This window comes from Pedobacter sp. ok626, from assembly GCF_900100435.1.
In the GTDB taxonomy this organism is placed as follows: domain Bacteria; phylum Bacteroidota; class Bacteroidia; order Sphingobacteriales; family Sphingobacteriaceae; genus Pedobacter.
This window is the reverse complement of record NZ_FNEX01000012.1, coordinates 60,454-84,305: the sequence shown is the minus strand read 5'-3', so window position 1 is coordinate 84,305 and position 23,852 is coordinate 60,454. Positions and strand designations below refer to the sequence as shown.

Below are 23,852 nucleotides of genomic sequence, written 5' to 3'. Positions count from 1 at the left end.
GCAAATAATTCTCTTCTTTTGCAGACAAAATCATATTACGAATGACAAAAGGTACTTTATTTCTTATCCCTGTTCCTCTGGCAGAAAATGCGGCTCAAAAATCTTTTACTGCATTTCTTGGAGACACCATCAACTCTTTAAGTGTTTATATTGTTGAAAATGAGAAGACTGCCCGGAAGTTCTTAAAAGAAGCGGGAATAACAATTCCGCAAAGCGATTTGACCATCCATGATTATGGAAAACATAAGCGCAATGACTCTATGGTGCCTTATTTTAAGGAGCTGATGACGGGAAAAGATGTGGGGCTGATGAGTGAGGCGGGTTGTCCGGGAATTGCTGATCCAGGCGCTGATGTAATTTTAGAAGCACATAAGCGAGGTATAAAGGTTGTGCCTTTGGTAGGGCCAAGTTCTATTTTGCTGGCTTTAATGGCATCAGGATTTAATGGGCAGAGTTTTACCTTTAATGGTTATCTGCCAATTGATAAAGTGGAAAGAGGAAAGCGTATTAAAGAATTGGAGCAATTGGCGAAAGCTAAAAAGCAGACTCAGATTTTTATTGAAACACCATTCCGTAATAATCACCTTTTTGAAGATATTCTAAAAAATACAGCGGCACAGACGCAGCTTTGCGTAGCCTGTAACTTAACTGGAGAAGATGAGTTTGTAAAAACGATGTCGGTTGGTCAGTGGAAGCAGGAGCGTATTGACCTCCATAAAAAGCCAACTATATTTTTGATATACGCTTAACGGTACATGTTTTTGCTGTCGATAAATGAAAGTACTTTGTCTGGGACAAAGTACTGCACATTTTTGCCAGCCGCAATTCCTTTGCGGATAAAGGTTGACGAAATATCCATTTGAGGAGTCTCTGTGATCTTAATTGATGGATGGTCTGCCCATTCCGTCAAGTCGACTCCCGGTCTTGGATAGACATAAATCTCGTAGTTTTTTAAAATAACCTCGTAGTTTTTCCACTTTTTGAAAGAGGCCAGATTATCAGCACCCATAATCAGCGCAAACTCTTTCCCAGGGTATTTTTCTTGTAAATAAGCTAAAGTATCGATGGTGTAAGAGGGCTGGGGTAGACTAAATTCAATATCGCTGACTTTAATCCGATCGGATGTTTCTGTTGCTAACTTTGCCATTTCCAGCCTGTCGTACATATTCGAAAGGCTGTTTCTGTTTTTTAATGGGTTGTGCGGCGAAACCACCAGCCACACTTCTTTGAGTCCGGAAAAACTGGCCATGTAATTGGCTATAATTAAATGGCCAATATGAATGGGGTTAAACGAGCCAAAGAAGAGTCCGGTTTTCATCAGTCTATATCATTGTTTTTAAAAGGTTGATGAGCTGTTTCGCACAAGGCGTAACGGTTCATTTATTTACTTATAAAATCTCCTACTAATTTTTCAGCTTCAAGACAAGCGGTTTCTAAATCGTGGTTTTTAAGGATCACATCAAATTTATCAGCGTAAGCTAACTCTTTTTCAGCCTTTACAAAGCGTTCTTGGAGCTTTTCGGCACTATCAGTACCCCTACCTGTTAAACGTTCTTTTAAGATCTCTAATGATGGTGGCTGAACAAAAATAGCCAGAGCATCATTCTCATATTTGCGTTTTAAGCGCAAGCCACCTTCAACATCAATGTCAAATATAACATGTTGGCTATTGTCCCAGATGCGTTGAATTTCTGATCTTAATGTGCCATAAAAGGTTCCGGTATAAACTTCTTCAAACTCAACAAACTCCTGATGCGCTATTTTATGCAGAAAATCTTCTTTGGAAATAAAATAATAATCTTTTCCGTTTACTTCATCACCACGTGACTCACGTGTAGTGGCAGAAATGGAGAAACTTAAAGATGGAAACTTCGTAAGCAAATGTTTAACGATAGTGGTTTTGCCTGCTCCGGATGGGGCAGAAAATATAATTAGTTTACCTTGTTTCATTGGTACTTACAAAACGTTTAATAATTGTTCTTTAATTTTTTCCAGTTCCTCTTTCATTCCAACAACCAATTGTTGAATCTGGGCATCGTTGGCTTTAGCACCCATGGTATTTATTTCACGGCCAATCTCTTGAGAGATGAAACCTAGCTTTTTACCGTTGGCATCTTTGCTTTTTAAAGTATCAATGAAATAATCACAGTGACTTCTTAAGCGGATTTTCTCTTCAGTAATGTCTAATTTGTCTATATAATAAATCAATTCTTGTTCTAAACGGTTCTGATCTACATTGATCTTACCTACGTTTTCTTCTAAAAATTGGTTTAAACGAGCTTTGATTAGCGGGATTCTAAGTGGCTCTAACACTTCGATCTGGCTAAAAAAACTAAGGATATTTTTAACTCTAAGCTCCAAATCTGTTTTTAAAACAGTGCCTTCAGTCTCTCTAAACAAGTTAAAACTAGCCAAAGCCTTATTAAATGTGTTGTTCAGGATCGCCCAGTCATTTTCACTTACCTCGTCTTCAACATAGCTAATCACGTCGGGGAAATTGAGCACAGCTTGTAAAAGATTGCTTGAATTTGCACCTAAGTTGATGTTGATTTCTTCTAATTGCTTGTAATATTTACTTAGTAAAGCGGCATTGATGGTGGCGCCTTTTAATGCTTCTTCACCACGTTCGATATTAATGGAAACACTAACTTTTCCGCGTTCTATATCTTTGCTGCAAACATTGCGCAATAGCAATTCCTTATCAGAAAAGGCTTTAGGAAGCTTTAAATTGAGCTCCAAAAACTTACTATTTAAGGATTTTATCTCTACAACGAATTTTACATTCTGATGATCTGCAGAGGCCAGGCCGTATCCTGTCATTGATTTTATCATGTGCAAAGATATAATTTATTGGCTTTCTCTGCCCATTTAACTTTTTTTAACTAAGGGAATTACTAAACATTGGCTATTTTTACATCAATAAATAACCTATAATGAAGTTTAATTCTTTAAATATTCTATTGTTTTGGGCGTTTTTTCTGATCTCCATTCCCGCCGTTATGGCGCAAGATTTTTTGTTGGGGGGAGTTATATTTGAAAAAGGGACTTCAAATCGCATCGCGGCATCGGAGGTTATCAATAAACGAAATGGTTTTAGGGTAGTTAGTAGTGATTTGGGCTTGTTCCAGATCCGAGCTTCGGTAGGAGATACGCTTTTAGTGATCAAAAGAGATTTTTCTGACGCGGAGCTTGTTGTGGCCAGTAATAAGGATCTTGCGATTTATTTAGTGCGTGGAAAGATGCTTAAGGAAGTGAATATCAGTGGGCAAACTAAAAAACAGGAGCTGCAGGATCTGAAAAGGGATTATAAAAATAAGGGCTCCTTTTATCAAGGTAAACCACCATTCTTATCTTTTTTGTTTATGCCTTTGACCGCAGTTTATGAGCTATTTGGTAGAACACCTAAGAATGCGAGACGATTTGGCCGGTATTATGAAACAGAAATGCAGCAAAGCCGCATTGATGGGTTCTTTAATGAATATTTGATACAAAGCAATACGGACCTTAAAGGGGCTGACCTGGAGAAGTTTATGCTGGATTATAGACCCGAGTACGAAAAGGCCAAAAACTGGGCAGAGTATGATGCCATTAAATACATCAGAGATTCATACAAAAAATATACAGATACGCTGGGAAAAACTATTAAGAATTAGATAGATAGGGCTTCGCAAGTTTTTTCTGCGGCTAATTTCTCCGCATTTTTCTTGTTGTAATCCCTTCCTATACCATAACTTTCGCCTTCAATAACTGCCTGAATGCTGAATAATTTGGGACTTTCGCCTTCTTCATTCGGGATCAGATCAAAGGTAATGTCTTTTCCATGGCGCTGACACCATTCGATTAGTTTACTTTTGAAGTTAGTTTCTGTAAGCTCCAGGGTATGGATGTCAATATAAGGCTTAACAATCCTTTTAAGCAGGAAATCTTTAGTGAAATTATAGCCTTTATCTAAATAGATGGCGCCGATAAGGGCCTCAAAGGCATCGCCAAGCATAGAATGGTGCTTGGTTTGAACGTTAACCGCTTTTTGATCAAATACAATCAGCTGATCGAATCCCATTTTGCGGGCAAGTTGATTTAAATTGGCGCGGTTTACAATTTTAGAACGCATTTCGGTTAGAAATCCTTCTTCTTTGTAAGGGTAGTTTTTAAAGAGTAATTCGGCTATTACAGAGCCCAGGATGGCATCGCCTAAAAATTCAAGACGTTCGTTGCTGCTTCTGGATCCATTTTTTAGAATTTTTGCCACAGACCTGTGCCTGAATGCCATTTTATACAAAACAGCATTTCCAGGCACAAAGCCCAATATGTTTTTCAACTTTCTTATAAAGACCTTATCTGCTGAAAGATAAAGCTTATAGAGATCAAATAATGGCATTAATTACTAAAAAATTAAAGGAAGCGACTAGTCGTAGCTCCCACATAAAGCGACTTATTCTTCGTATTTTTTGAAAATCACAGACGCATTATGACCACCAAAACCAAATGTATTGCTTTGAGCAGCACGAATGGTGCGTTTTTGCGCCTTGTTAAAAGTGAAATTTAATTTTGGATCACATTCAGGATCATCATTAAAGTGGTTTATTGTTGGCGGAACAATATCGTTTTGTACTGCGAGAATTGTAGCAATAGCTTCAACTGCACCGGCAGCACCCAATAAATGTCCAGTCATCGATTTTGTTGAACTGATGTTTAATTTATAAGCATCTTCTCCAAATAAATCTACAATGGCCCTACTTTCAGAGATATCTCCCAGCGGAGTAGAAGTTCCGTGAACGTTGATGTAATCGATGTCCGCTGTCGTTAATCCGGCGTCGTTTAAGGCATTTGTCATCACCATTCTTGCACCTAATCCTTGCGGATGTGGAGCTGTAATATGGTTTGCATCTGCACTCATTCCACCACCAACTAATTCTGCATAGATCTTAGCACCGCGTTTTTTAGCATGCTCCAATTCTTCCAGAATAATTGTTCCGGCACCTTCACCTGCAACAAAGCCATCACGGTCTAAGTCAAAAGGTCTTGAAGCTGTTGCTGGATCATCATTTCTTGTCGAAAGGGCATGCATTGCATTAAATCCACCGATACCGGCTTCATTAATGATGGCTTCAGAACCACCGCTGATCACAACGTCACACATATTCAAGCGAATATAGTTGTAAGCATCAATCATAGCGTTTGTAGCTGAGGCACAAGCAGAAACGGTTGCGAAGTTTGGTCCTCTTAATCCATATTTAATAGAAATATGGCCGGGAACAATGTCGATAATGACTTTTGGAATAAAGAACGGATTTATGCGTGGCGTACCATCACCTAAAAAGAAGTTCCTCATTTCCTCTTGAAATGTTTTAAATCCGCCAATACCAGAACCCCAGATTACACCAATACGATTGGTGTCGAGCTGTGAAAAATCGAAGTTACCATCTTTAACAGCCTCATCTGTAGAAACTATTGCGTACTGAACAAATGGATCTAATTTGCGAGCTTCCTTCCTGTCCATGAAGTCTTCAGGATTGAAGTTTTTAAGCTCGCATGCAAATTTTGTCTTGAACTTTGAAGTATCAAAACTGGTAATAGGGCCGGCACCACTCACCCCATTAAGCAAACCATCCCAGAACTCTGGAACGGTATTACCAATTGGAGTGAGCGCACCTAACCCTGTAACTACTACTCTTTTTAATTCCATTTATACGGATTATACGGAAACCGTATTTTACTTAACGTTTTTCTCTAAGTAAGCAATTGCTTGACCAACTGTACCAATAGTCTCAGCCTGATCATCAGGAATTGCTACGTTGAATTCTTTTTCAAACTCCATAATAAGTTCTACTGTATCTAGAGAATCCGCACCTAAGTCGTTAGTGAAAGAAGCTTCTGGTGTAACTTCGTTTTCATCCACACCTAATTTTTCAACGATAATAGCCTTAACTCTTGAAGCAATATCAGACATAATGTTATAATTTAATGGTTAAATAATTCAGTGCAAAGAAAAATAAATTATTACACATTTCAAATGTTTTTATTTCTCTCCCAATTTTAATGTTTTTATTTTGAACATTAACAATGTAAAATTAGTTTTATAATTTCGTATTCCCGTAAAATATTCTGTTTTGAACAAAACTTATTTAAAACTTTCATTAGACCTCGATTTTGTTTTAATTGCTATTACCGCATCTTTAAAGGATTATGTACTTTGTCATAAAATAAATACAAGCTTAAATTTCGGGTTTGAGAAGATTGACGATCATGAAGTTTATTTTAATATTGATGAAGCACCCCTGGCTTTCTCCAAATATTATTACTTTGTGGAGCAAGGAGAGATAGAATATTACATTGTAAACAACCGAAATGGCGAAGGTTTTTTAATTCCAGAGATGAATAAAGTTGATTTTTTTATGATTATTCATCAGTATATTGACAAGGAAGATTTGAATTATATTATATCGGGCATTAATAAACTGCCTGATATTCAGGTTGCTGCGCAGATTGATCCTGCCAAATTGAAGTCAAAAGAAAATTTGATAATGTAAATTTTATATTGAAGGTGTACAAAATACACTATATTTGATTTTACATAACCAAACAGATAACTTTAATAAATCAGACTGGCATCGGTTTTCTGTGTTGATAAACGCTCGTTTTGTTGGTCTGTAATAAATTTAAATAACTCAATGAAACCATTTCATTCAAGAACAAAAATCGTAGCAACATTAGGCCCAGCCTCAGCTAAACCAGAAGTTTTATATAGTATGTTTAACGCGGGACTGGATGTATGCCGCTTGAACTTTTCTCATGGTTCACAAGCAGACCACCAGGAAGTTTTGGACACCATTCGCGCACTCAATGAAAAACATAATTATAACGTAGGTATACTAGCTGATTTACAGGGTCCTAAGATTAGGATTGGTATGGTTAAGGATGGTGGTATTCAGTTGGTTAATGGTGCTACCACTACGATTACCACGAAAGAATGTATCGGTAATGAGGAGCGCATTTATATCACTTATGAAAGCTTTCCAAAGGATGTTAAAGCTGGTGAGATCATCTTATTAGATGATGGTAAATTACAGATGAGAGTTCTTGAAACTAATCTTGTTGACGAGGTTTTGTGTGAGATTGTTCACGGTGGAATCTTGACTTCAAGAAAAGGAGTGAACTTGCCAAATACTAAAGTTTCTATTCCCTCTCTTACCGCTGAAGATCGTAATAATTTAGAGTTTGTTCTCGAAAACGATGTAGAATGGATCGGTCTTTCGTTTGTGCGTAACGCTGAGGATATTATAGAATTAAAAGATATCATCAAACAAAGAGGTAAAACTGCTCGTGTAATTGCTAAGATTGAAAAACCTGAAGCTATTGCTAATATTGATGAAATTATTGCTGTTTCTGACGGTATTATGGTTGCCCGCGGTGATCTAGGTGTTGAAATGCCAATGGAAGAAGTGCCTTTGTTGCAAAAAATGATTGTGCAAAAATGTCGTGCGGCTTCTAAACCAGTAATTGTGGCTACACAAATGCTAGAGAGTATGATCACTACACCAAGGCCAACTCGTGCTGAAGTGAATGATGTGGCTAACTCTGTCTTGGATGGTGCTGATGCTGTAATGTTAAGCGGTGAGACCTCTGTAGGTGAGTTTCCATTGATCGTTATTGAAACAATGCAGAAGATCATCCAAAATATTGAACAAAATAACTATCCTTTCCACCCTGAGAAATTCTTGAAGCATAAAGCTGATAGCTTTTTAAGTGATGCGGTTTGTGATACAGCTTGTTTCTTATCTAAGCAAACAAATGCTGCTGGTATCGTTTCGATGACATTGAGCGGTTATACTGCGTTTCAAATCTCTAGCCACAGACCAAAAGCACATACTTATATCTTCACAAGTAACAGAAGCTTATTAAATAGCTTGAGTTTATTGTGGGGTGTTCAGGGCTTTTACTATGATAAATTTGAAAGTACTGATGAAACTATTCAGGATGTAAATGACTTGCTTAAAGCGAATAAGTTGATTAAAGCTGGTGATGTAATCATCAATACTGCGGCTATCCCGATGGAAGCTAAAGGCAAAACGAATATGATTAAGGTTTCTGTTATTGAGTAATATTCCTTAGCATTCAAAAATTTTTCTACTTTTGCAATCCGCAAAATGGAGAGTTGTCCGAGCGGTCGAAGGAGCACGCCTGGAAAGTGTGTATACCTCACAAGGGTATCGAGAGTTCGAATCTCTCACTCTCCGCAGAATGATTTAAAGCCCAACATTGTTGGGCTTTTGTTGTTTTAAGGCTTTTTTAGAGTTCTAAACTCGTTATGTTAAATACAAATAAATCAGCTCTTATTGTATTCATATTGTGAAGATCTTGTCTAATTTGTGGAAATACGATCAAAGGGGATTGTTATTTAAAATTGTTGTTAAATCGAAGAAGTTTATATAGGTTTACATAGTTTAATGACGATTGTGTGATTTTTATCACACAATTCATGCTTAACTTGTGATTATGCAAATTGAAAGAACTGTACAGAAGAAATTATCTGCCTGGAAAATAGACGCAAACCGCAAGCCTCTGGTGCTTCAAGGTGCAAGGCAGGTTGGTAAAACCTGGTTGTTGAAACATTTTGGTGCTACCGAGTTTGACAATGTTGCTTATTTCAATTTTGAGGAACAGCCGGATCTAAAGCAGTTTTTTGAAAATACTAAGGATATCCAACGCATTGTGCAGAACTTATCATTGGTGCATGGTTTGCCGATAGAACCGCAAAAAACATTAATCATATTTGATGAGATACAGGAATGTAATGAAGCTTTGAATACGCTAAAGTATTTTTATGAAAATGCGCCCGAATATGCTGTGACCAGTGCAGGATCATTATTGGGTGTGGCCATGTCAAAAGGAAATTCATTTCCAGTGGGAAAAGTTGATTTTTTGCAGGTGAACCCCATCAGTTTTTCTGAATTCTTATCTGCTGATGATCCAAAGCTATTTGCATACATTGAAAGTATAGATAAACTTGAACCCATACCTGATATCTTTTTTAATCCATTGGTAGATAAGTTGAAGAAATTTTTTATTTGTGGAGGAATGCCTGAAGCAGTTGTCACTTTACTGGAGCAGGAGGACATAGGAAAAACACAGCAGGTGTTGCAAAATATAATAAATGCGTATGCTCTTGACTTTTCTAAATACGCAGAAAGTAAGGACGTGCCTAAAATTAATCACTTATGGTCGTCTATCCCTTCGCAACTCGCCCGGGATAATAAAAAATTTTTGTATCAAAGTGTAAGAACGGGTGCCCGGTCAAGAGAATACGAAGATGCTTTGCTTTGGCTTTCGCATGCAGGTTTGGTACATAGGGTCTTTAAAATTACCAAACCTGGTTTGCCTGTTTCTGCTTATGATGACCTTTCGGCATTTAAGCTTTATTTGATTGATGTCGGTTTGCTACGCCGGCTTTCATTGCTTGATCCGATAGCTGTTAGGGAAGGTAATCGGTTATTTACAGAATTTAAGGGTGCATTAACCGAAAATTATGTGTTGCAGCACCTGGTCAAAAATTTTGAGGTGCAACCGCGTTACTGGACTTCGGGTAACCAAGCAGAGGTTGACTTTATTATTCAGGTGAAAAATGAAATTATCCCTATTGAGGTGAAATCGGATGAGAATGTACGTAGTAAAAGTCTTTCTATTTATAATGGGCTTTACGAGCCATCCATACGGGCAAGGTATTCCCTAAGGAACCTGAAGAAAGATGACGGCTTGATTAATATCCCCTTGTTTTTGGTTGATTATACAGAGAAATTGCTCGCGCTAATTAGCTGATCACTAGAGGTGATGGACTGAAGTTTTAGGACATACAAAATTCTCTACTAGAGATAAGATATGTGGTAAATCTCTACAGTGGGTTTTTAGCCCTCTATTATGTTAAAACATCATGTTTTTCCGGTCTTTATTCTTATAGATCTCTCTTATTATTCTTAAAAGTTCTTTCAAGTGTTCCAATGGATTGACCCACATTCCCCGCTGAATGATTTAAAGCCCAACATTGTTGGTCTTTTGTTGTTTTAAGCATTTCTATTGATGTTTAATTGCAAATCATGCCATTAAACGAGCAGACATTTATTAAAGACTCTTTGTGTAAAATCTTTAGTATGCAGAAAGTCTTTACTTTGATTTTGTTAAATTTAAAAAACTAACAAATCAAAAAAATATGAAAAAACTAATTTTAATACTCTTGTTTATTCCCTTTCTGGGCTCAGCGCAGGACAAAGGGACCCATTTTGAACATGGGCTTTCCTGGCAGCAAGTAAAAGAAAAGGCAAAAAAAGAGAATAAATACCTTTTGGTAGACTGTTTCACAACATGGTGTGGCCCATGTAAGTACATGAGCAGCAATATTTTTCCTCAGGAAAAAGTCGGCGATTTCTTCAATAAGAACTTTGTGAACGTAAAGGTGCAGTTCGACAAAACTAAAGATGACAACGAAGAAGTGAAAAGCTGGTATGCAGATGCGGATTTGATTAACAAGGAATTTAAAATTAGAGCTTATCCTACATTTCTGATTTTTTCACCACAAGGTGAGCTGGTACACAGAATTGTTGGCGGTGGAGAGGCCGATGCTTTTATCGCTAAAGCGAAAAAGGCATTGAATCCTGAAACACAGTATTACACCATGTTAAAGAAGTATGACACGGCTAACCCATCTCCTGAAGGATTAAAAGAGCTGGTTGCTATTGCCGAATCTGCCTATGATGATGAAAATGCTGCAAAATATGCCACGCTTTACCTGGCAACGCAGAAAGACCTGTATACAAAAGCAAATTTGGAGTTCTTAAGCAAATACACAAAGAACAGTAAAAGCAAAGGTTTTGACGTGATCCTAAAAGATCCTAAAAAAGTGGATGTTGTACTTGGAAAAGGAAAAGCAAATGAAGTTCTGAGTAAAGTTATTCTTAATGAAAACGTTTATCCGGGATTAAGAAAGCCAACTGCAAATATAGATTCGCTGATTGCGGTAGCGAGTGCTAAATATCCTACGGTTGACATGAAAAAGTCTACGGATTTGCTGAGAGTTCAGTTTTACCAGGGTACAAAAAAGTGGGACAAGTTTCAACCAGCAGTATTAGATTACATGAAAAAATATGGTTCAGAGGTAACTGCAGAAATGTTAAACAGTTTTGCATGGGCAGTTTTTGAAAACTGTAAAGATCCTGATTGTGTTGCATCTGCATTGGCATGGAGCAAACGCAGTGTTGAAGAGACTCAGGAAAAAGACCCTGCGATTTTAGATACTTATGCTAACCTTCTTTATAAACTGGGCAAAAAAAGCGAAGCAATTGCAATGCAACAAAAGGCTGTGAATCTAGTTCCAACTGATAAAAAGGGTGACTATCAGGCAACGCTTGACAAAATGAAAAAAGGAGAGTAAACTCATTTAATAAACGATGTAAATAGAGAGCGTCTGTGTTGTGAACTTCATGATACAAACGCTCTTTGTTGTTGTAAGCCTTTTTGGGGCATTCCGGGGCAGGTTGCAGGCCTGCCTGTCAGCTTCCTGCAATTAGGATTATAAAAGGGAGGCAAGCATTGCGGCATTACCCCTCCTGATAAGTTTATTGCCACTTGTCGAATTCCTTTTTAGCCAGGGCTTTCGCGGTAGAAGGATCAATGTTACCGGCAATGGTAAGGTAAGCTTTTGATGGAGTAATGGTTCCCTTGTAAAGGGATTGCACGTCGTTCAGCGTTAATTGCTGCAAGGCTGTTTCATTAACTGCTTCCGGATAGTAACGATCTTGAGCTTTCAAATGTTCAACTATATTTTGCTTTGCCTTGTCAAAAGAAGATTGATTTAAAGCGGGTGTTTTTATAGTACCTGACATTACTGAAAGTGCCTTGTCAAAATCTGTAGCTAATGAAGCCAGATTGCCGCCTTTGTCATCGAAACTTACACCTGTTTCAACTTCGCTTGCTGTTTGATTTAACATCACATTTAATACATCTTGCGCCCCGGCTTTGCCACTTTGATTCGCTGCGTCGCTGTCAACAGTAAAGCTCGAGTAAACTTTATTCGTTCCCGTGTTCTCAGCAACAATTACGGTCAGGCCGTTGCTAAGTTTAAAGCTTACTGGATTTTTCATTGTGGAAGATTGTGCTTGAGCGAATTGAGTAGAAAATAATGCAATAGTTGCAATAAATAATTTTTTAGTAGTCTGCATAGGTAGAGTCTTTTTTTTAATTTATAAAGCAAATTTACGGTAGGTATTTGGCCTCTGGAATAAAGAATAGGCAGAAAGGCAGATACGCCCGATGAAATGCATTTTTCTTGTGTTCAGTTTGTTCAGGCCTATGGTGTTCTGTGTTTTATGCTTATTTTTATCATAATCATTCCCGATTCTAAATGAACTGCTTAATTGTTGATGACAATCTTATCGCGTTAACTATTATTAAAAAAATGATAAGTCTGGAGCCTGCTCTTACTGTGGTAGGGGAGTGCTTTAGTGCAGTTGAAGCTTATATGCAACTCCAACAAAAAGAGATTGATATTTTGTTTCTGGATATAGAAATGCCAGATATGAATGGCTTGGAGTTGGTGAAGAGTTTGGGAGATAAGCGGCCTATGGTTATCATTACTACATCTACTGCGGATTATGCGGCGGAAGCCTTTGATCTTAATGTGGTAGATTTTTTGATAAAACCCGTTAGGCCTGCTCGTTTTTTGATGGGCGTAGAAAAAGCCAGAAAGATGATGATGGTAAAAAGCCTGGCTATGCCCGATAATGCAGATGAATTTGTCTTTATAAGGGCGTCTAATGTAGTTCGGCGATTAAAAATAAACGATATTCTATATATGGAGGCCAGGGGAGATTATGTTAAAATCAACATCCCTGGCCATACTTACGCTATCCACTCTTCATTAAAGTCGGTAGCAGAAAAGCTATCTAAAAGTATTTTTTTTAAGGTGCACCGCTCGTTTATCGTCAATGTAAGTAAGATTGATACAATAGACGGTGGAATGCTTGTCATTAACCAAAATATTGTACCTGTGTCTGATGCCTACAGGGCAGGGTTATATGATCGGATGCAGTTTCTTTAAGTACGCGCTATATTTTGATCCATAAATAAAGTACAGCAGCCAGTGCCGCGCCTATTATAGGTCCAACAACCGGGATCCATGAGTATCCCCAATTGTTACCTCCTTTTCCGGCAACTGGTAATATTGCATGCATTATCCTTGGTCCAAGATCTCTTGCCGGATTAATGGCATATCCAGTAGTCCCACCGAGTGATAAGCCGATTACCCAGACAAGAAAAGTTACAGGTAGGGCACCAATGGATCCTAGTCCAATAGGATTTTTATCTACACCCATTTCTGCGCCTGTAAAATGGAAGATGACAAAGATCAGTACGAAAGTGCCGATGATTTCACTGATTAGGTTGGAAACCGTATTTGGGATAGCTGGGCCAGTACAGAATGTGGCATGTTTGGCGCCTTTGTCTTCAGTACCTGCGTAAAAGTCTTTAAACAAGAGCCAAACCAGGAAGGCACCCAGCATCGCACCGATAAACTGTGCTGCAATATAGGTCGGAGCGTCAGCCCAACTGAATTTTCCGGCAATAGCTAAGCCGATGGTAACGGCTGGGTTTAGGTGGGCACCGCTGTATGGGGCAGCTATAACAACGCCTACAAATACGGCAAGGGCCCAGGCGGTGGTGATGACAATCCAGCCCCCGTTATTCCCTTTGGTTCCTTTCAAAACCACGTTGGCAACGACTCCATTGCCCAATAAAATAAGAAACATAGTGCCAATAACTTCGGCTGTAAATGGAGACATGTTAGTTAGGTTTAAGTGTGTTTAGTGATATATTAGTTTTCGGCGGCAGCTTTTGCAGCCTTCACCGCCTTATTCCAACCCTTAATTCTTTCAGGAATATGATCCGTTTTTCCAGCATTGAAATTTTTATCAATTTTCCATTGTCCACTAATGTCGTCCATACTGTTCCAATATCCAACCGCCAGACCAGCTAGATAAGCGGCACCCAATGCCGTTACTTCCGTTACTTTTGGTCTGATGACTGTAGTGTCGAGTAAGTCGGCCTGAAACTGCATCAACATATCATTGGCTGTGGCGCCGCCGTCTACTCTTAATTCTTTAATGCTATGGCCGGAGTCGGCTTCCATGGCTTTGAGCACTTCCATTGTTTGAAAAGCGATACTCTCTACCGCTGCTCTTGCAAGGTGTGAAGCTGTTGTACCGCGGGTAATGCCTGTTATGGTACCACGAGCATCCTGATTCCAGTGTGGGGCGCCAAGTCCGGCGAATGCAGGGACCAGGTATACTCCTCCAGTGTCCTCAACCTTAAGTGCCAGCTCTTCCACCTCAGCTGAGGTCTTGATGATGCCCAGACCATCTCTTAGCCATTGCACGACAGCACCACCAATAAAAATACTGCCTTCTAAGGCGTACTGTACTTTGCCGTTTATTTTCCATGCGATGGTAGTCACCAGATTGTTTTGCGAAACAATAGGTTTATCACCGATATTCATTAGCATAAAACAACCTGTTCCGTAGGTGTTTTTTACCATTCCTACTTGCGTGCACATTTGTCCGAATAAGGCTGCTTGTTGATCGCCTGCAATTCCGGCAATAGGGATTTTTGCAGCAAGTACATTGCCCGTGGTTTCACCGTAAACTTCACTGGAGGATTTCACTTCAGGAAGGATGCTTCTTGGAATATCGAAAAGATCCAATAGATCCTGATCCCAATCCAGGGTATGAATGTTATATATCATTGTTCTTGATGCATTACTTGCATCAGTAACGTGAACTCTACCATCGGTTAAATTCCATATCAACCAGGAGTCGATAGTTCCAAAAGCGATCTCGCCAGCAGCAGCTCTTTCTCTGGCTCCCGGTACATGGTCAAGAATCCATTTGATTTTGGTGGCGGAAAAGTAGGCGTCTAAAATAAGCCCAGTTTTCTCCTGTATGTCTTTAGCCATGCCTTTGGCTCTAAGTTCATCGCAATAGCCAGATGTACGTCTGTCTTGCCATACAATAGCGTTGTACAAAGGTTCTCCGGTTTTTCTATCCCACAATACAGTGGTTTCTCGCTGATTGGTAATACCAATTGCAGCAATATTGGTAGGTGTAATGCCTGCTTTTACGATAGCCTCTGTAGCTACAGAAATTTGCGTAGTCCAGATCTCACTAGCGTTATGCTCTACCCATCCTGGTTGAGGATAGATTTGTTCAAACTCCTTTTGTGCGAGGGAAATGATGCTTCCTTCCTGGTTAAATACAATCGCCCTTGAACTTGTGGTTCCCTGATCAAAGGATAAAATAAATTTGCTCATAATTTACAATTGCAATGATGTGTAATAAAACGTAAGTATAAACAATCATTATCGAAAGTAAAAGACGCAATGTGAAATTGTAAAAAAAAAGCATTCCACATGGAATGCTTTTCTGGAATAGAAGGGAATTTAATCCTCACCTAAATAAATTCTTAATGACCTTCGCGTTTGCGTTGGTTATCTCTGTTAGAGGTTTGGTCGGAACGCTGACCACCCCCATTTGAAATGCCTTGCTGTTTCTTGTCCTGTTTTGTACTGTGAAACATTCGATCCGAGGTTGTTCTGCCCTGGTCACTTCCGCTGTGTTTTTGTGTGGGTTGATTTTTCATCAGAATATAATTTGATTTTTAATTGTGATGAAGCTATCATGTGCTATCAAAAATTTATTCATTTGGGGTCTGCTACACATGATGGTTTCATAATAATGAATGGTAATATGAATACTACATTTTACAACAGTACAGGAAAAGATATGTTTTATAAAAGTATCATATAGACGATTTATACATAAAAAGCCTGCTCACGTTTTTGTGAACAGGCTTTTTCTATTGGGGGGTATGTTTTGTGTTAGAATTTAACTCCAAATCCTAATGAGAAGACTTGATTTTTAAATTCAGGGGTTTCATTTGAACCATCCTCATTGTTTTTCTGGAAGTCTAAGGCATAACGGCCGTGGATATCGACCTTATTGTTGATGTCATATCTAAAACCAATAAGTCCGCCGACAAGACTCTTTTTAAATCGATCAGATTTATCTTCAATGATCTCCTGCTCTGCAGTTCCTAGGCCACTCTCAAATTTATTCTTTGTAGAAAGTAAGAAGGACACTTGTGGACCTACTACAAGGTTTAGGCCGCTTCCACCAACATTAATGCTGGCCAGAATTGGAAGATCAATAAAACTGGTTGTTTGTGTAAAGTCCCCAAATGGAGTTTCAGCTTTGTACCCTTTAGTCGAATAAAGTAATTCTGGCGTAAATGCTAGACCTTTGATTAGGTTGATATCTAAAGTTACGCCGGCATTGAAACCAGGGTTTATCTTTGTTTTAAAATCGTTGTTACCATTATCCTTGATAATGTTTGGAAGGTTCAAACCTGCTTTAACCCCCAATCTGATTGGGGCTTGTGCGTTGGCAGCACCTGCTGCAAATAGGCCTAAGGCCAAAATAATTAACTTTTTCATATTTATGTGTTTTAATATATTGGCAGTTGAAAGAAATGTGCCAATTTTGAATAGGTAGGATCTTTTTTCTCATAAATAGCTGTAATAGGCATGTCTAGCTGTTGATTAGCCCGATTAATTCCACTCGATTATTGACGGTGATGATAGAATTCTTGAGTGTCGAATTGTATCAAATTTGATACAATTCAGGCTGAACTTCAGAATTGCCCTCATATACTCCTTGTTCAAAATTGCTCAAATCCATTAAAATGGAACTTTTGCTTAACTTTGAGGTTTAACCAATTGTTATACAAATGAATGTCAAGCATTTTTTTATAGTTAGTTTACTCTTATTAGCAACCTTCTTTAGTACACAAGCACAAAAGAAAACCTACTTACAAACACTGGCTGAACCTAATGAATGGGTCGACTCTGTATTTAAACGGTTAAGTAAACGTCAAAAAATTGCGCAAATGTTCTTTGTAAGGGCACATACCAATTTTGGTAAAGCTTATGAGGATTCAATAGGCAAGGTGATTAAGAAGGAGCGCATTGGTGGTTTGGTATTCTTTCAGGGAGGTCCAGGTAGACAAGCCATTTTAACCAACCAATACCAATCCCTGGCCAGAGTGCCTCTATTAATAACATCTGATGGTGAATGGGGATTAGGAATGCGTTTGGATAGCACCATTTCCTATCCATACCAAATGGCATTAGGTGCGGTTCAAAATAAAGATCTGCTATATAAAATGGGGATTGAAGTCGCTAAGGACTATGAACGAATTGGAATGCACATGAATCTGGCCCCTGATGTGGATGTAAATAACAACCCTAAAAATCCTGTGATCAACTTCCGCTCTTTTGGCGAGAACAAATATAATGTGGCGACTAAGGCTGCTGCTTATATGAAAGGTATGCAAGATGGAGGATTGCTGGTTAGCATCAAACATTTCCCTGGTCATGGAGATACAGATGTGGATTCGCATTACGATTTACCACAGTTAAAATTTACAAAAGCGCGTTTAGATAGTTTGGAGCTTTATCCTTTCAAAGAGTTAATTAAGGATGGTGCTGCTGGTGTTATGATCGCACACATGAACATTCCAGCATTAGATAGTGCACCAAATATGCCATCTACGCTGTCTAAGCCGATAGTAACTGGTCTTTTAAAAGACGAGCTTGGCTTTAAAGGGATTGTCATCTCTGATGCAATGGGTATGAATGGTGTGGTAAAAAATTTCAAAAATGGTGAGGCTGATGTGATGGGTATTATTGCTGGTAACGACATTTTAGAATTATCTGAGAACAGTGCTAGAGCGATAAAACTGGTGCGTAAGGCGGTTAGAGCAGACAGGATTAGCATGGCGCAAATTGATGAAAGTGTTAAGAAGATTCTTACCGCTAAATATTGGGCAGGGTTAAATGTTAAAAAGACAATTGATGAGCATAACGTGGTGGCAGAAGTAAACCGTCCGGAAAGTTTGGAGCTATTACAACAATTAGCAGAGGCATCTATGACTATGCTAAGGGGAAAAGAAAATATTCAGCAATTGAATGCGGAGAAGCGTACGGTAATTATCAGCATCGGTACACCTGAGGTTACAACCTTTCAGCGCGAACTAGGTGCTTACTATAAGAATGCTATCTTTTATACTTTGGATAAAAATGCAAACGCCACAGCAATTGCAAAGGTGTTAAGAGACCTTAAAGCATTCGATCAAATCATTATTGGCATTCATGATACGCGCACGCGCCCTGGTAATGGAATGGTATTGAGTGCTGATCTAAAGATGTTTATTAAAGATATGGCGTTAAGTAACGCAGTATTTGCTTTGTTTGCCAACCCTTATAATCTGGCAGCATTACCGGGATTGGAGCAAAGTAAAGGTTTGATTATAGCTTATCAAAAGGAAGATTTTATGCAAAAGGCAGCTGCTGCGGTGATTAAAAATCAAGTCATTGCCACAGGAAAACTTCCGGTTACTGTAAATAGCTTCTTTAAATATGGCGAGGGACTTTAATATATTATTGTGCAATTTTTAGACCTCCATACACACCAGGAAGGAAAGGAAGACGGGGTTAGACGTATACTTAGTCTTTCCTTAACCAGAGGTATGCAGTTTGCATTACCAGAAGATCAAGAGCTTTCATTAGGATTGCATCCTTGGTTTGCAACAATAGAACATCTGGAGGAGGATTATTCAAGGCTTGCTGAGGCTGTAAAGGAGACTCGGGTTAAACTGATCGGTGAGTGTGGTTTAGATAGATTGAAGGGGGAAAGCCTGGAAAATCAGTTGATCATTTTGAGAAAACAGCTCAAGTTGGCCAATGAACTCCATAAGCCAGTAATTCTTCATTGTGTAAGGTGTTTTGAAGAATTGATGGCTCTGCAAAAGGAAATGAAAGTCAGCGTCCCTCTTATTATCCATGGGTTTAACAAAGATGAAGAATTGGGACGGAAGTTGTTAGAAAAAGGGTTTTACCTTTCTTTTGGTAAGGCGATAATGCACGCCAATTCAGGACCAGCTGACTTGCTTAAACATATAGATATGTTCTTCTTGGAAACCGATGCTGCCGACTGTAGCATACAGGAAATTTATCAAGCTGCAGCAAATTTAAAAAATACTACTGTAGAGGAGATGAAAGCACTTATTTTTGCCAACTGGAAAAAAATAATGCTTATTTAATATGTCTGATTTAAATTGGTTGTCGCGCTCAGCTTTACTGATTGGGAATGAAGGAATAGATCTTCTGCAACAAAAACATGTACTGGTTGTAGGATTAGGAGGTGTGGGTTCTTTTGCTGCGGAGTTTATATGTCGTTCGGGTGTAGGCGAAATGACAATTGTAGATGGAGATGTTGTTGATCCTAGCAATAGGAACCGTCAATTGCCAGCTTTATCTACCAATCATGGTCAGAGCAAAGCTGAGATCATGAAAGAACGCTTATTGGCCATCAATCCGGATCTTAAATTACAGGTTATACAAGATTTTTTAACTCCTCAAAAATGCAGGGAACTAATGGAGCATCATTTTGATTATGTGATGGATTGTATTGACAGTCTTACCCCTAAGGTTATCTTATTGTCTAAAGCTTTGGAAAAGAATGTTCCCATCGTGAGTTCAATGGGTGCTGGGGGTAGAATGGATCCTACTCAGGTAAGGGTAACCTGGCTTCCGGAAACTTACCAATGTGTTTTTGCCCAGTACGTAAGAAAACGTTTAAAGAGGCATGAAAATTATAATCAGATCAAAGCTGTTTTTTCTACTGAAGAGACTTCGAAGGATGCGCTGCTGATGACGGATGGCAGTAATTTCAAACGTTCTGCCTATGGTACCATGTCTTATTTGCCTGCTGCCTTTGGCGGAGTTTGCGCTTCAGTAGCTATTAGGGATATGTTAGGTCAACCGATCTCCATGGCCGAAAGACCGCCAAGGATCGCAAAAAAGAAAAAGAAACCCTGATTTACAGGGTTCTATTTGTTGTTTTCGGGTTTAACGGCTGCAAAGGTCCATCCTTTTAAAAACTCCATTACTTTTTTAACACTGTGACCTTTTCCTTCTTCAAGGTAAGCCGAGTTCTGGATGTGGATTACCTTACCATTTCCGTCAAGAATTACAAATACAGGGAAACCAAAGCGACCTGGATAACCTAAACTTGCCATTACTGCAGGGTTTTTGTTGTCCTGGCTATAGTTAACCAATACGGTTTCGTAGTTGCTGTTTAAATAATCCTTCAATTCTGGGGTAGCATCAACCAATTTGTGAAAAGCAATACACCAGCTGCACCAATTACCGCCAACCTGGATAAACACATGTTTACCTTCTTTTTTTGCTTTTGCAACAGCGGCATCAATATCGGCCTTTGCATTGGCTTTAGGGTTGTAAATCTTCACAGGTTCCTTTTTAACCGGTTCTTTCTCCTGGGCGAATGCTGTGCCAGATACGGCTATGAAAGCGAGGATTACTAAGGCTAGTTTTTTCATCTTTTTAAATTTATATACAATTTTAAGTATTTATCCTTCAACTATGGTAATGTAATTATCATGATGAGTCTGTAGTCAAACTATTATTTTGTCTGCCGATGTTATAAAATATTAATAGCTTTACCTAATGCCTCAACAGCCTCTAAAAATATTACAAGCATCTGCCGGATCCGGTAAAACCTTCAGTTTAACAGCGCATTATTTAACCCTGTTGTTATCGGGGGAAACGAAGTATCGCGAAATTCTAGCTGTAACTTTTACAAATAAAGCTACAGAAGAGATGAAAAGCCGGATTATGGAGGTGTTGAAAGGCTTTGCTGAGGGAGATCCTTCAAAAAAGATCAACGACTATAGGGAGATCGTTTTAAAAGCACATTCCGATCTGGATGGGGCTAGCTTAAAGCAGAAATCAGATAAGATATACCGCAAGATTTTGCATGATTACGGCCGGTTCTCGGTGAGTACGATAGATGGTTTTGTGCAGAAAGTAATCCGGGGTTTTGCCTTTGAGTTAGGTTTGGATGCGGGTTATGGCCTGGAGATGAATTACGATAAGGTAAAGAACGAACTGGCAGAGCGATTGGATAAGGCTTTGGATAAAAACCCTGTTTTATTACAGTGGATCATTGACCTTGCTTTAGATCGGATCAATAACAATCTGAGTTGGAATTACCGAAGAGAGCTAATTGATCTGGCGAATGAGATTTTTAAAGAGCGTTATCAGCCGTTCGAAAATGCGATTAAGGAGCTGGGAGAGTCGGCCGATTTAGACGCACTTTTTAAGGACTACAACAAAGTTACCCGTCTTGGAATGGAGACCTTTGAAAGTACCATTAAGGAATTAGCCGAGCAAGCCCAACAGATTTTTGAGGTGGAAGGAATAGAAGTTTCGAGTTTAAAAGGAAAGTCGCGGTCACCATTAAACAATCTGCCGAAAATCGCCGCAGGAGATTTAAGTAAAATAAGTAGCCTTACGAAGTTGGTAGATCAGCCTGAGGAATGGTTTCAAAAAGGAGAGGAAAGTGCTGCTTACTCGGAGTTAAATCCTATTTTATCAAAACTGATAAATGTTTATCAGGATGGCCTTGCTGGTTATTTACTGGCTCAGGCATTCAATAAGAATTTATATTATCTGCGTTTGATGCAGGAAATGGCTGTTTTATTGAAGGATTATAGGGATGAAAGTCCCAATTTATTAATCAGTGATGCTCAGACCTTGTTAAAAGGGATAACCGATGACGCTGATGATAATCCATCTTTCATTTGGGAAAAGATGGGTAATAGATACCGTAATTTTTTATTTGATGAGTTTCAGGATACTTCAGCTAATCAATGGGGTAGTTTTAAATCGTTATTGACCAACTCTATCGCATCGCCTAGCGGCAAACTGATCGATCACCTGATTGTAGGCGATACCAAACAGTCAATTTACCGTTGGCGTAATGGTGATTGGAATATTCTTCACCAGCAAGCGAAGTTGGATGTTAAAGCAGAAAATGTACTGGAAGACAGTTTGGAAGAGAACTATCGGAGTACATTAAACATCATTGAGTTCAATAACTATCTATTTAAGCAGCTGCCGCAACTGATGCAGGCCAATTTAAATGGGACTATTGCCGAACAGGATGTGGCAGAGGTTTTAAATTGGTGGCAGGGACAGGGTTTTGATCATATTGTGACTGATGTTTATACCAAAGCAGGTCAGAAAACTACCCCGTTTACACTGAATGGAGGAACCATTAATTTTAATGTGCTAAAGGAAGACCCTGAAGGCAATACATTAACTAAAACTACTTTTAGGGATTTGGCGCTGTCTAAAATGATGGAAGAGCTGAACATCCTCATTAAGGATAAAAATTATAAACCGAAAGATATTTGCGTGTTGGTACGCTCTAATTCGGAAGCTGTAGCTGCGGTAGAGGCACTGATGGATGAAGGTATTGATGTGATATCTGGAGAAGCCTTGTTGTTGAACAATAACAGCGCAGTCAAACTAATTATGAATACTTTGCAGGTAATCGGCGGATTGCCAGAAAATACGGCCCTGTACAAAGCAAACTGTATAAAATTGTACGCCAACTTACAGGATAGGCAAGTTGAACCACATCATTATTTCTCGCTAAAGTTTAAAAAACTGACGGAACTTGCCGATCTATTGCCCGGTGATCTGTGTACACATTGGCAAACCTGGATGCAGCAACCATTGCCTGCTTTATTAGAAAAAATTATAGCAGCTTATGGTTTGAATGAGCCTAAGCATGCTGCCAATTTACCTTATCTGTTTGCCCTACGCGATTTAATGGGCAGTTTTGCTTTGCACGGTGAGCGTGGCATTGCCGCATTTTTGGCTTTTTGGGATGAAGAGGGGGCAAGGAAGACTTTGCCTTCGCCAGATAATGCGGATGCTGTACAGGTGATCACTATTCATAAATCTAAAGGCTTGGCCTTTAGGGCTGTAATGTTACCGTTTTGCAATTGGGATATTAATGGTAAACCTAATGGCATCTTCTGGGTTCCTGCATCGGACACTCCTTATCATCATTTGCACAGCATCCCTTTAAAATACAATAAGGAGCTTGGTCGTTCGAGTGTAGCGAAACCTTATTTTGAGGAATTGCTTTACAATAATATGGATGCCCTGAATATGCTTTATGTAGCGACAACCCGCTCAAAAGAATATTTGTACATCAGTACCATGGGTAAAAAGACTGACACAATTACCAATATCGGTGATTTGCTCAGTAAGGTCTTTGCTGATCAACTGTCTGAAGAAGGTAATTACCTGATAGATGGGGTCGTGCCTGATCAACCTGAAAAAAGCAGTCCTATTCAACAAATTGAAATGGAGCATTACCCAGTTTCTGATCGATTGAGTCAGGTATTTGATGCCAATTTAAAGCGAAGAGAAATAGACTTGTTAACTGGGGAGAGTGCTGGTAGGACAGGGACTATTCTACATGAGGTCTTAGCTGAAGCTGGCGATGTAGCAGCCGTAGATTCTGTTTTGCAGACCTTATTGCTAGAAGGTATTTTTAAGGAAGAAGAGTTGCCGTTCTTAAAAGCGCAGGCTATTGCCGTTCTACAGCACGAAGGCTTACAAGAAATATTGGGCAAAAGTGAGCAGAGCTTAAATGAACGCAGTATTATAGATACCAAAGGCAAAAGTTATCGGCCTGATAAGGTTTTGGTAAATGGCAATGAGGTAACGATTGTTGATTATAAATTTACACAGCAAGAAAGCGATAAGCATATTGAGCAGGTTAGTCATTATAAAGATTTGTTGATGGCTATGGGCTATACGAACGTGAAAACCTATTTGTTTTATGCGCTAAGTGGACAATTAAAACTGGTTTAAG

At 39.0% G+C, this 23,852-nt stretch carries 23 protein-coding genes and 1 tRNA gene; 12 read left to right on the top strand and 12 right to left on the bottom strand.

What is annotated here, in order from left to right:
* Positions 1–41 precede the first annotated feature (41 nt).
* Positions 42–749, top strand: a complete 708-nt coding sequence (locus tag BLS35_RS16800) for an SAM-dependent methyltransferase (protein WP_090783167.1) — start codon at positions 42–44, stop codon at positions 747–749.
* Here BLS35_RS16800 and nadD read toward each other — a convergent pair.
* The 3 genes from nadD to BLS35_RS16785 form a co-directional block, all read right to left on the bottom strand.
* Positions 746–1,318 (bottom strand): nicotinate (nicotinamide) nucleotide adenylyltransferase, encoded by a 573-nt coding sequence (nadD, locus tag BLS35_RS16795; protein ID WP_090783165.1) that lies wholly within the window; start codon positions 1,316–1,318, stop codon positions 746–748. The genes BLS35_RS16800 and nadD overlap by 4 nt on opposite strands.
* A 62-nt stretch (positions 1,319–1,380) precedes the next feature.
* Positions 1,381–1,950: a guanylate kinase gene (gene gmk / locus BLS35_RS16790; RefSeq protein WP_090783163.1), complete on the bottom strand. Its 570-nt coding sequence runs from the start codon at positions 1,948–1,950 to the stop codon at positions 1,381–1,383.
* Positions 1,951–1,956: 6 nt separating this feature from the next.
* Positions 1,957–2,820 (bottom strand): YicC/YloC family endoribonuclease, encoded by an 864-nt coding sequence (locus BLS35_RS16785; RefSeq protein WP_090783161.1) that lies wholly within the window; start codon positions 2,818–2,820, stop codon positions 1,957–1,959.
* 113 nt (positions 2,821–2,933) lie between these two features.
* On the opposite strand from BLS35_RS16785, the gene BLS35_RS16780 reads away from it, so the two are divergent.
* Complete coding sequence (locus BLS35_RS16780; protein ID WP_254778942.1) at positions 2,934–3,653, top strand: hypothetical protein; 720 nt, start codon at positions 2,934–2,936, stop codon at positions 3,651–3,653.
* On the opposite strand, the gene rnc is transcribed toward BLS35_RS16780, so the two are convergent.
* Genes rnc through BLS35_RS16765 form a run of 3 tightly spaced genes read right to left on the bottom strand, consistent with a single transcriptional unit; the run spans position 3,650 to position 5,950 of the window.
* Positions 3,650–4,378, bottom strand: coding sequence for a ribonuclease III (gene rnc, locus BLS35_RS16775; RefSeq protein ID WP_175459609.1), 729 nt, complete (start codon positions 4,376–4,378; stop codon positions 3,650–3,652). The genes BLS35_RS16780 and rnc overlap by 4 nt on opposite strands.
* Positions 4,379–4,432: 54 nt before the next feature.
* Positions 4,433–5,686, bottom strand: a complete 1,254-nt coding sequence (gene fabF / locus BLS35_RS16770) for a beta-ketoacyl-ACP synthase II (RefSeq protein WP_090783157.1) — start codon at positions 5,684–5,686, stop codon at positions 4,433–4,435.
* Between the two features lie 27 nt (positions 5,687–5,713).
* A complete protein-coding gene (locus BLS35_RS16765; protein ID WP_008241990.1) occupies positions 5,714–5,950 on the bottom strand; it encodes an acyl carrier protein in 237 nt (78 codons plus the stop codon).
* Between the two features lie 160 nt (positions 5,951–6,110).
* On the opposite strand from BLS35_RS16765, the gene BLS35_RS16760 reads away from it, so the two are divergent.
* The 5 genes from BLS35_RS16760 to BLS35_RS16740 all read left to right on the top strand — a co-directional run bounded on the left by BLS35_RS16760 (position 6,111) and on the right by BLS35_RS16740 (position 11,422).
* Positions 6,111–6,530, top strand: coding sequence for an IPExxxVDY family protein (locus BLS35_RS16760; RefSeq protein WP_090783155.1), 420 nt, complete (start codon positions 6,111–6,113; stop codon positions 6,528–6,530).
* Between the two features lie 141 nt (positions 6,531–6,671).
* Complete coding sequence (pyk, locus tag BLS35_RS16755) at positions 6,672–8,102, top strand: pyruvate kinase (protein WP_090783152.1); 1,431 nt, start codon at positions 6,672–6,674, stop codon at positions 8,100–8,102.
* Between the two features lie 47 nt (positions 8,103–8,149).
* Positions 8,150–8,237: transfer RNA gene (locus BLS35_RS16750), tRNA-Ser, on the top strand.
* A gap of 259 nt (positions 8,238–8,496) precedes the next feature.
* Positions 8,497–9,816 (top strand): ATP-binding protein, encoded by a 1,320-nt coding sequence (locus tag BLS35_RS16745; RefSeq protein WP_090783150.1) that lies wholly within the window; start codon positions 8,497–8,499, stop codon positions 9,814–9,816.
* A gap of 388 nt (positions 9,817–10,204) precedes the next feature.
* Positions 10,205–11,422 (top strand): thioredoxin fold domain-containing protein, encoded by a 1,218-nt coding sequence (locus BLS35_RS16740; RefSeq protein ID WP_090783148.1) that lies wholly within the window; start codon positions 10,205–10,207, stop codon positions 11,420–11,422.
* Positions 11,423–11,606: 184 nt separating this feature from the next.
* Here BLS35_RS16740 and BLS35_RS16735 read toward each other — a convergent pair whose 3' ends face one another.
* Entirely contained in the window at positions 11,607–12,209 is a 603-nt protein-coding gene (locus BLS35_RS16735; protein WP_090783146.1) for an insulinase family protein, read from the bottom strand.
* A gap of 182 nt (positions 12,210–12,391) precedes the next feature.
* Here BLS35_RS16735 and BLS35_RS16730 point away from each other — a divergent pair, with 182 nt between their 5' ends.
* The gene (locus BLS35_RS16730) at positions 12,392–13,087 is read left to right on the top strand and encodes a LytR/AlgR family response regulator transcription factor (protein WP_090783144.1); all 696 of its coding nucleotides are present in this window, start codon (positions 12,392–12,394) and stop codon (positions 13,085–13,087) included.
* 7 nt (positions 13,088–13,094) lie between these two features.
* On the opposite strand, the gene BLS35_RS16725 is transcribed toward BLS35_RS16730, so the two are convergent.
* The 4 genes from BLS35_RS16725 to BLS35_RS16715 all read right to left on the bottom strand — a co-directional run bounded on the left by BLS35_RS16725 (position 13,095) and on the right by BLS35_RS16715 (position 16,531).
* Positions 13,095–13,826, bottom strand: a complete 732-nt coding sequence (locus BLS35_RS16725; RefSeq protein WP_090783142.1) for an MIP/aquaporin family protein — start codon at positions 13,824–13,826, stop codon at positions 13,095–13,097.
* A 32-nt stretch (positions 13,827–13,858) separates the two neighbouring features.
* Positions 13,859–15,349: a glycerol kinase GlpK gene (gene glpK, locus BLS35_RS16720; RefSeq protein ID WP_090783140.1), complete on the bottom strand. Its 1,491-nt coding sequence runs from the start codon at positions 15,347–15,349 to the stop codon at positions 13,859–13,861.
* Positions 15,350–15,501: 152 nt separating this feature from the next.
* Positions 15,502–15,678 (bottom strand): hypothetical protein, encoded by a 177-nt coding sequence (locus BLS35_RS27870; RefSeq protein ID WP_165973335.1) that lies wholly within the window; start codon positions 15,676–15,678, stop codon positions 15,502–15,504.
* 238 nt (positions 15,679–15,916) lie between these two features.
* A complete protein-coding gene (locus tag BLS35_RS16715) occupies positions 15,917–16,531 on the bottom strand; it encodes a porin family protein (protein ID WP_090783138.1) in 615 nt (204 codons plus the stop codon).
* 293 nt (positions 16,532–16,824) lie between these two features.
* Between BLS35_RS16715 and BLS35_RS16710 the strand changes: the two genes are divergently transcribed.
* Genes BLS35_RS16710 through BLS35_RS16700 form a run of 3 tightly spaced genes read left to right on the top strand, consistent with a single transcriptional unit; the run spans position 16,825 to position 19,975 of the window.
* Positions 16,825–18,531 carry a glycoside hydrolase family 3 protein gene (locus BLS35_RS16710; protein ID WP_090783136.1) on the top strand — a complete coding sequence of 569 codons (1,707 nt, stop codon included), beginning with the start codon at positions 16,825–16,827 and terminating at the stop codon, positions 18,529–18,531.
* 9 nt (positions 18,532–18,540) lie between these two features.
* Entirely contained in the window at positions 18,541–19,197 is a 657-nt protein-coding gene (locus tag BLS35_RS16705; protein ID WP_090783134.1) for a TatD family hydrolase, read from the top strand.
* A gap of 1 nt (position 19,198) precedes the next feature.
* Positions 19,199–19,975 (top strand): tRNA threonylcarbamoyladenosine dehydratase, encoded by a 777-nt coding sequence (locus tag BLS35_RS16700; RefSeq protein WP_090783132.1) that lies wholly within the window; start codon positions 19,199–19,201, stop codon positions 19,973–19,975.
* Between the two features lie 11 nt (positions 19,976–19,986).
* Here the strand turns inward: BLS35_RS16700 and BLS35_RS16695 are convergent, their stop codons facing one another.
* Entirely contained in the window at positions 19,987–20,496 is a 510-nt protein-coding gene (locus BLS35_RS16695) for a thioredoxin family protein (protein ID WP_090783130.1), read from the bottom strand.
* A 127-nt stretch (positions 20,497–20,623) separates the two neighbouring features.
* Between BLS35_RS16695 and BLS35_RS16690 the strand changes: the two genes are divergently transcribed.
* Positions 20,624–23,851, top strand: coding sequence for a UvrD-helicase domain-containing protein (locus BLS35_RS16690; RefSeq protein WP_090783128.1), 3,228 nt, complete (start codon positions 20,624–20,626; stop codon positions 23,849–23,851).
* Position 23,852: the final 1 nt, after the last annotated feature.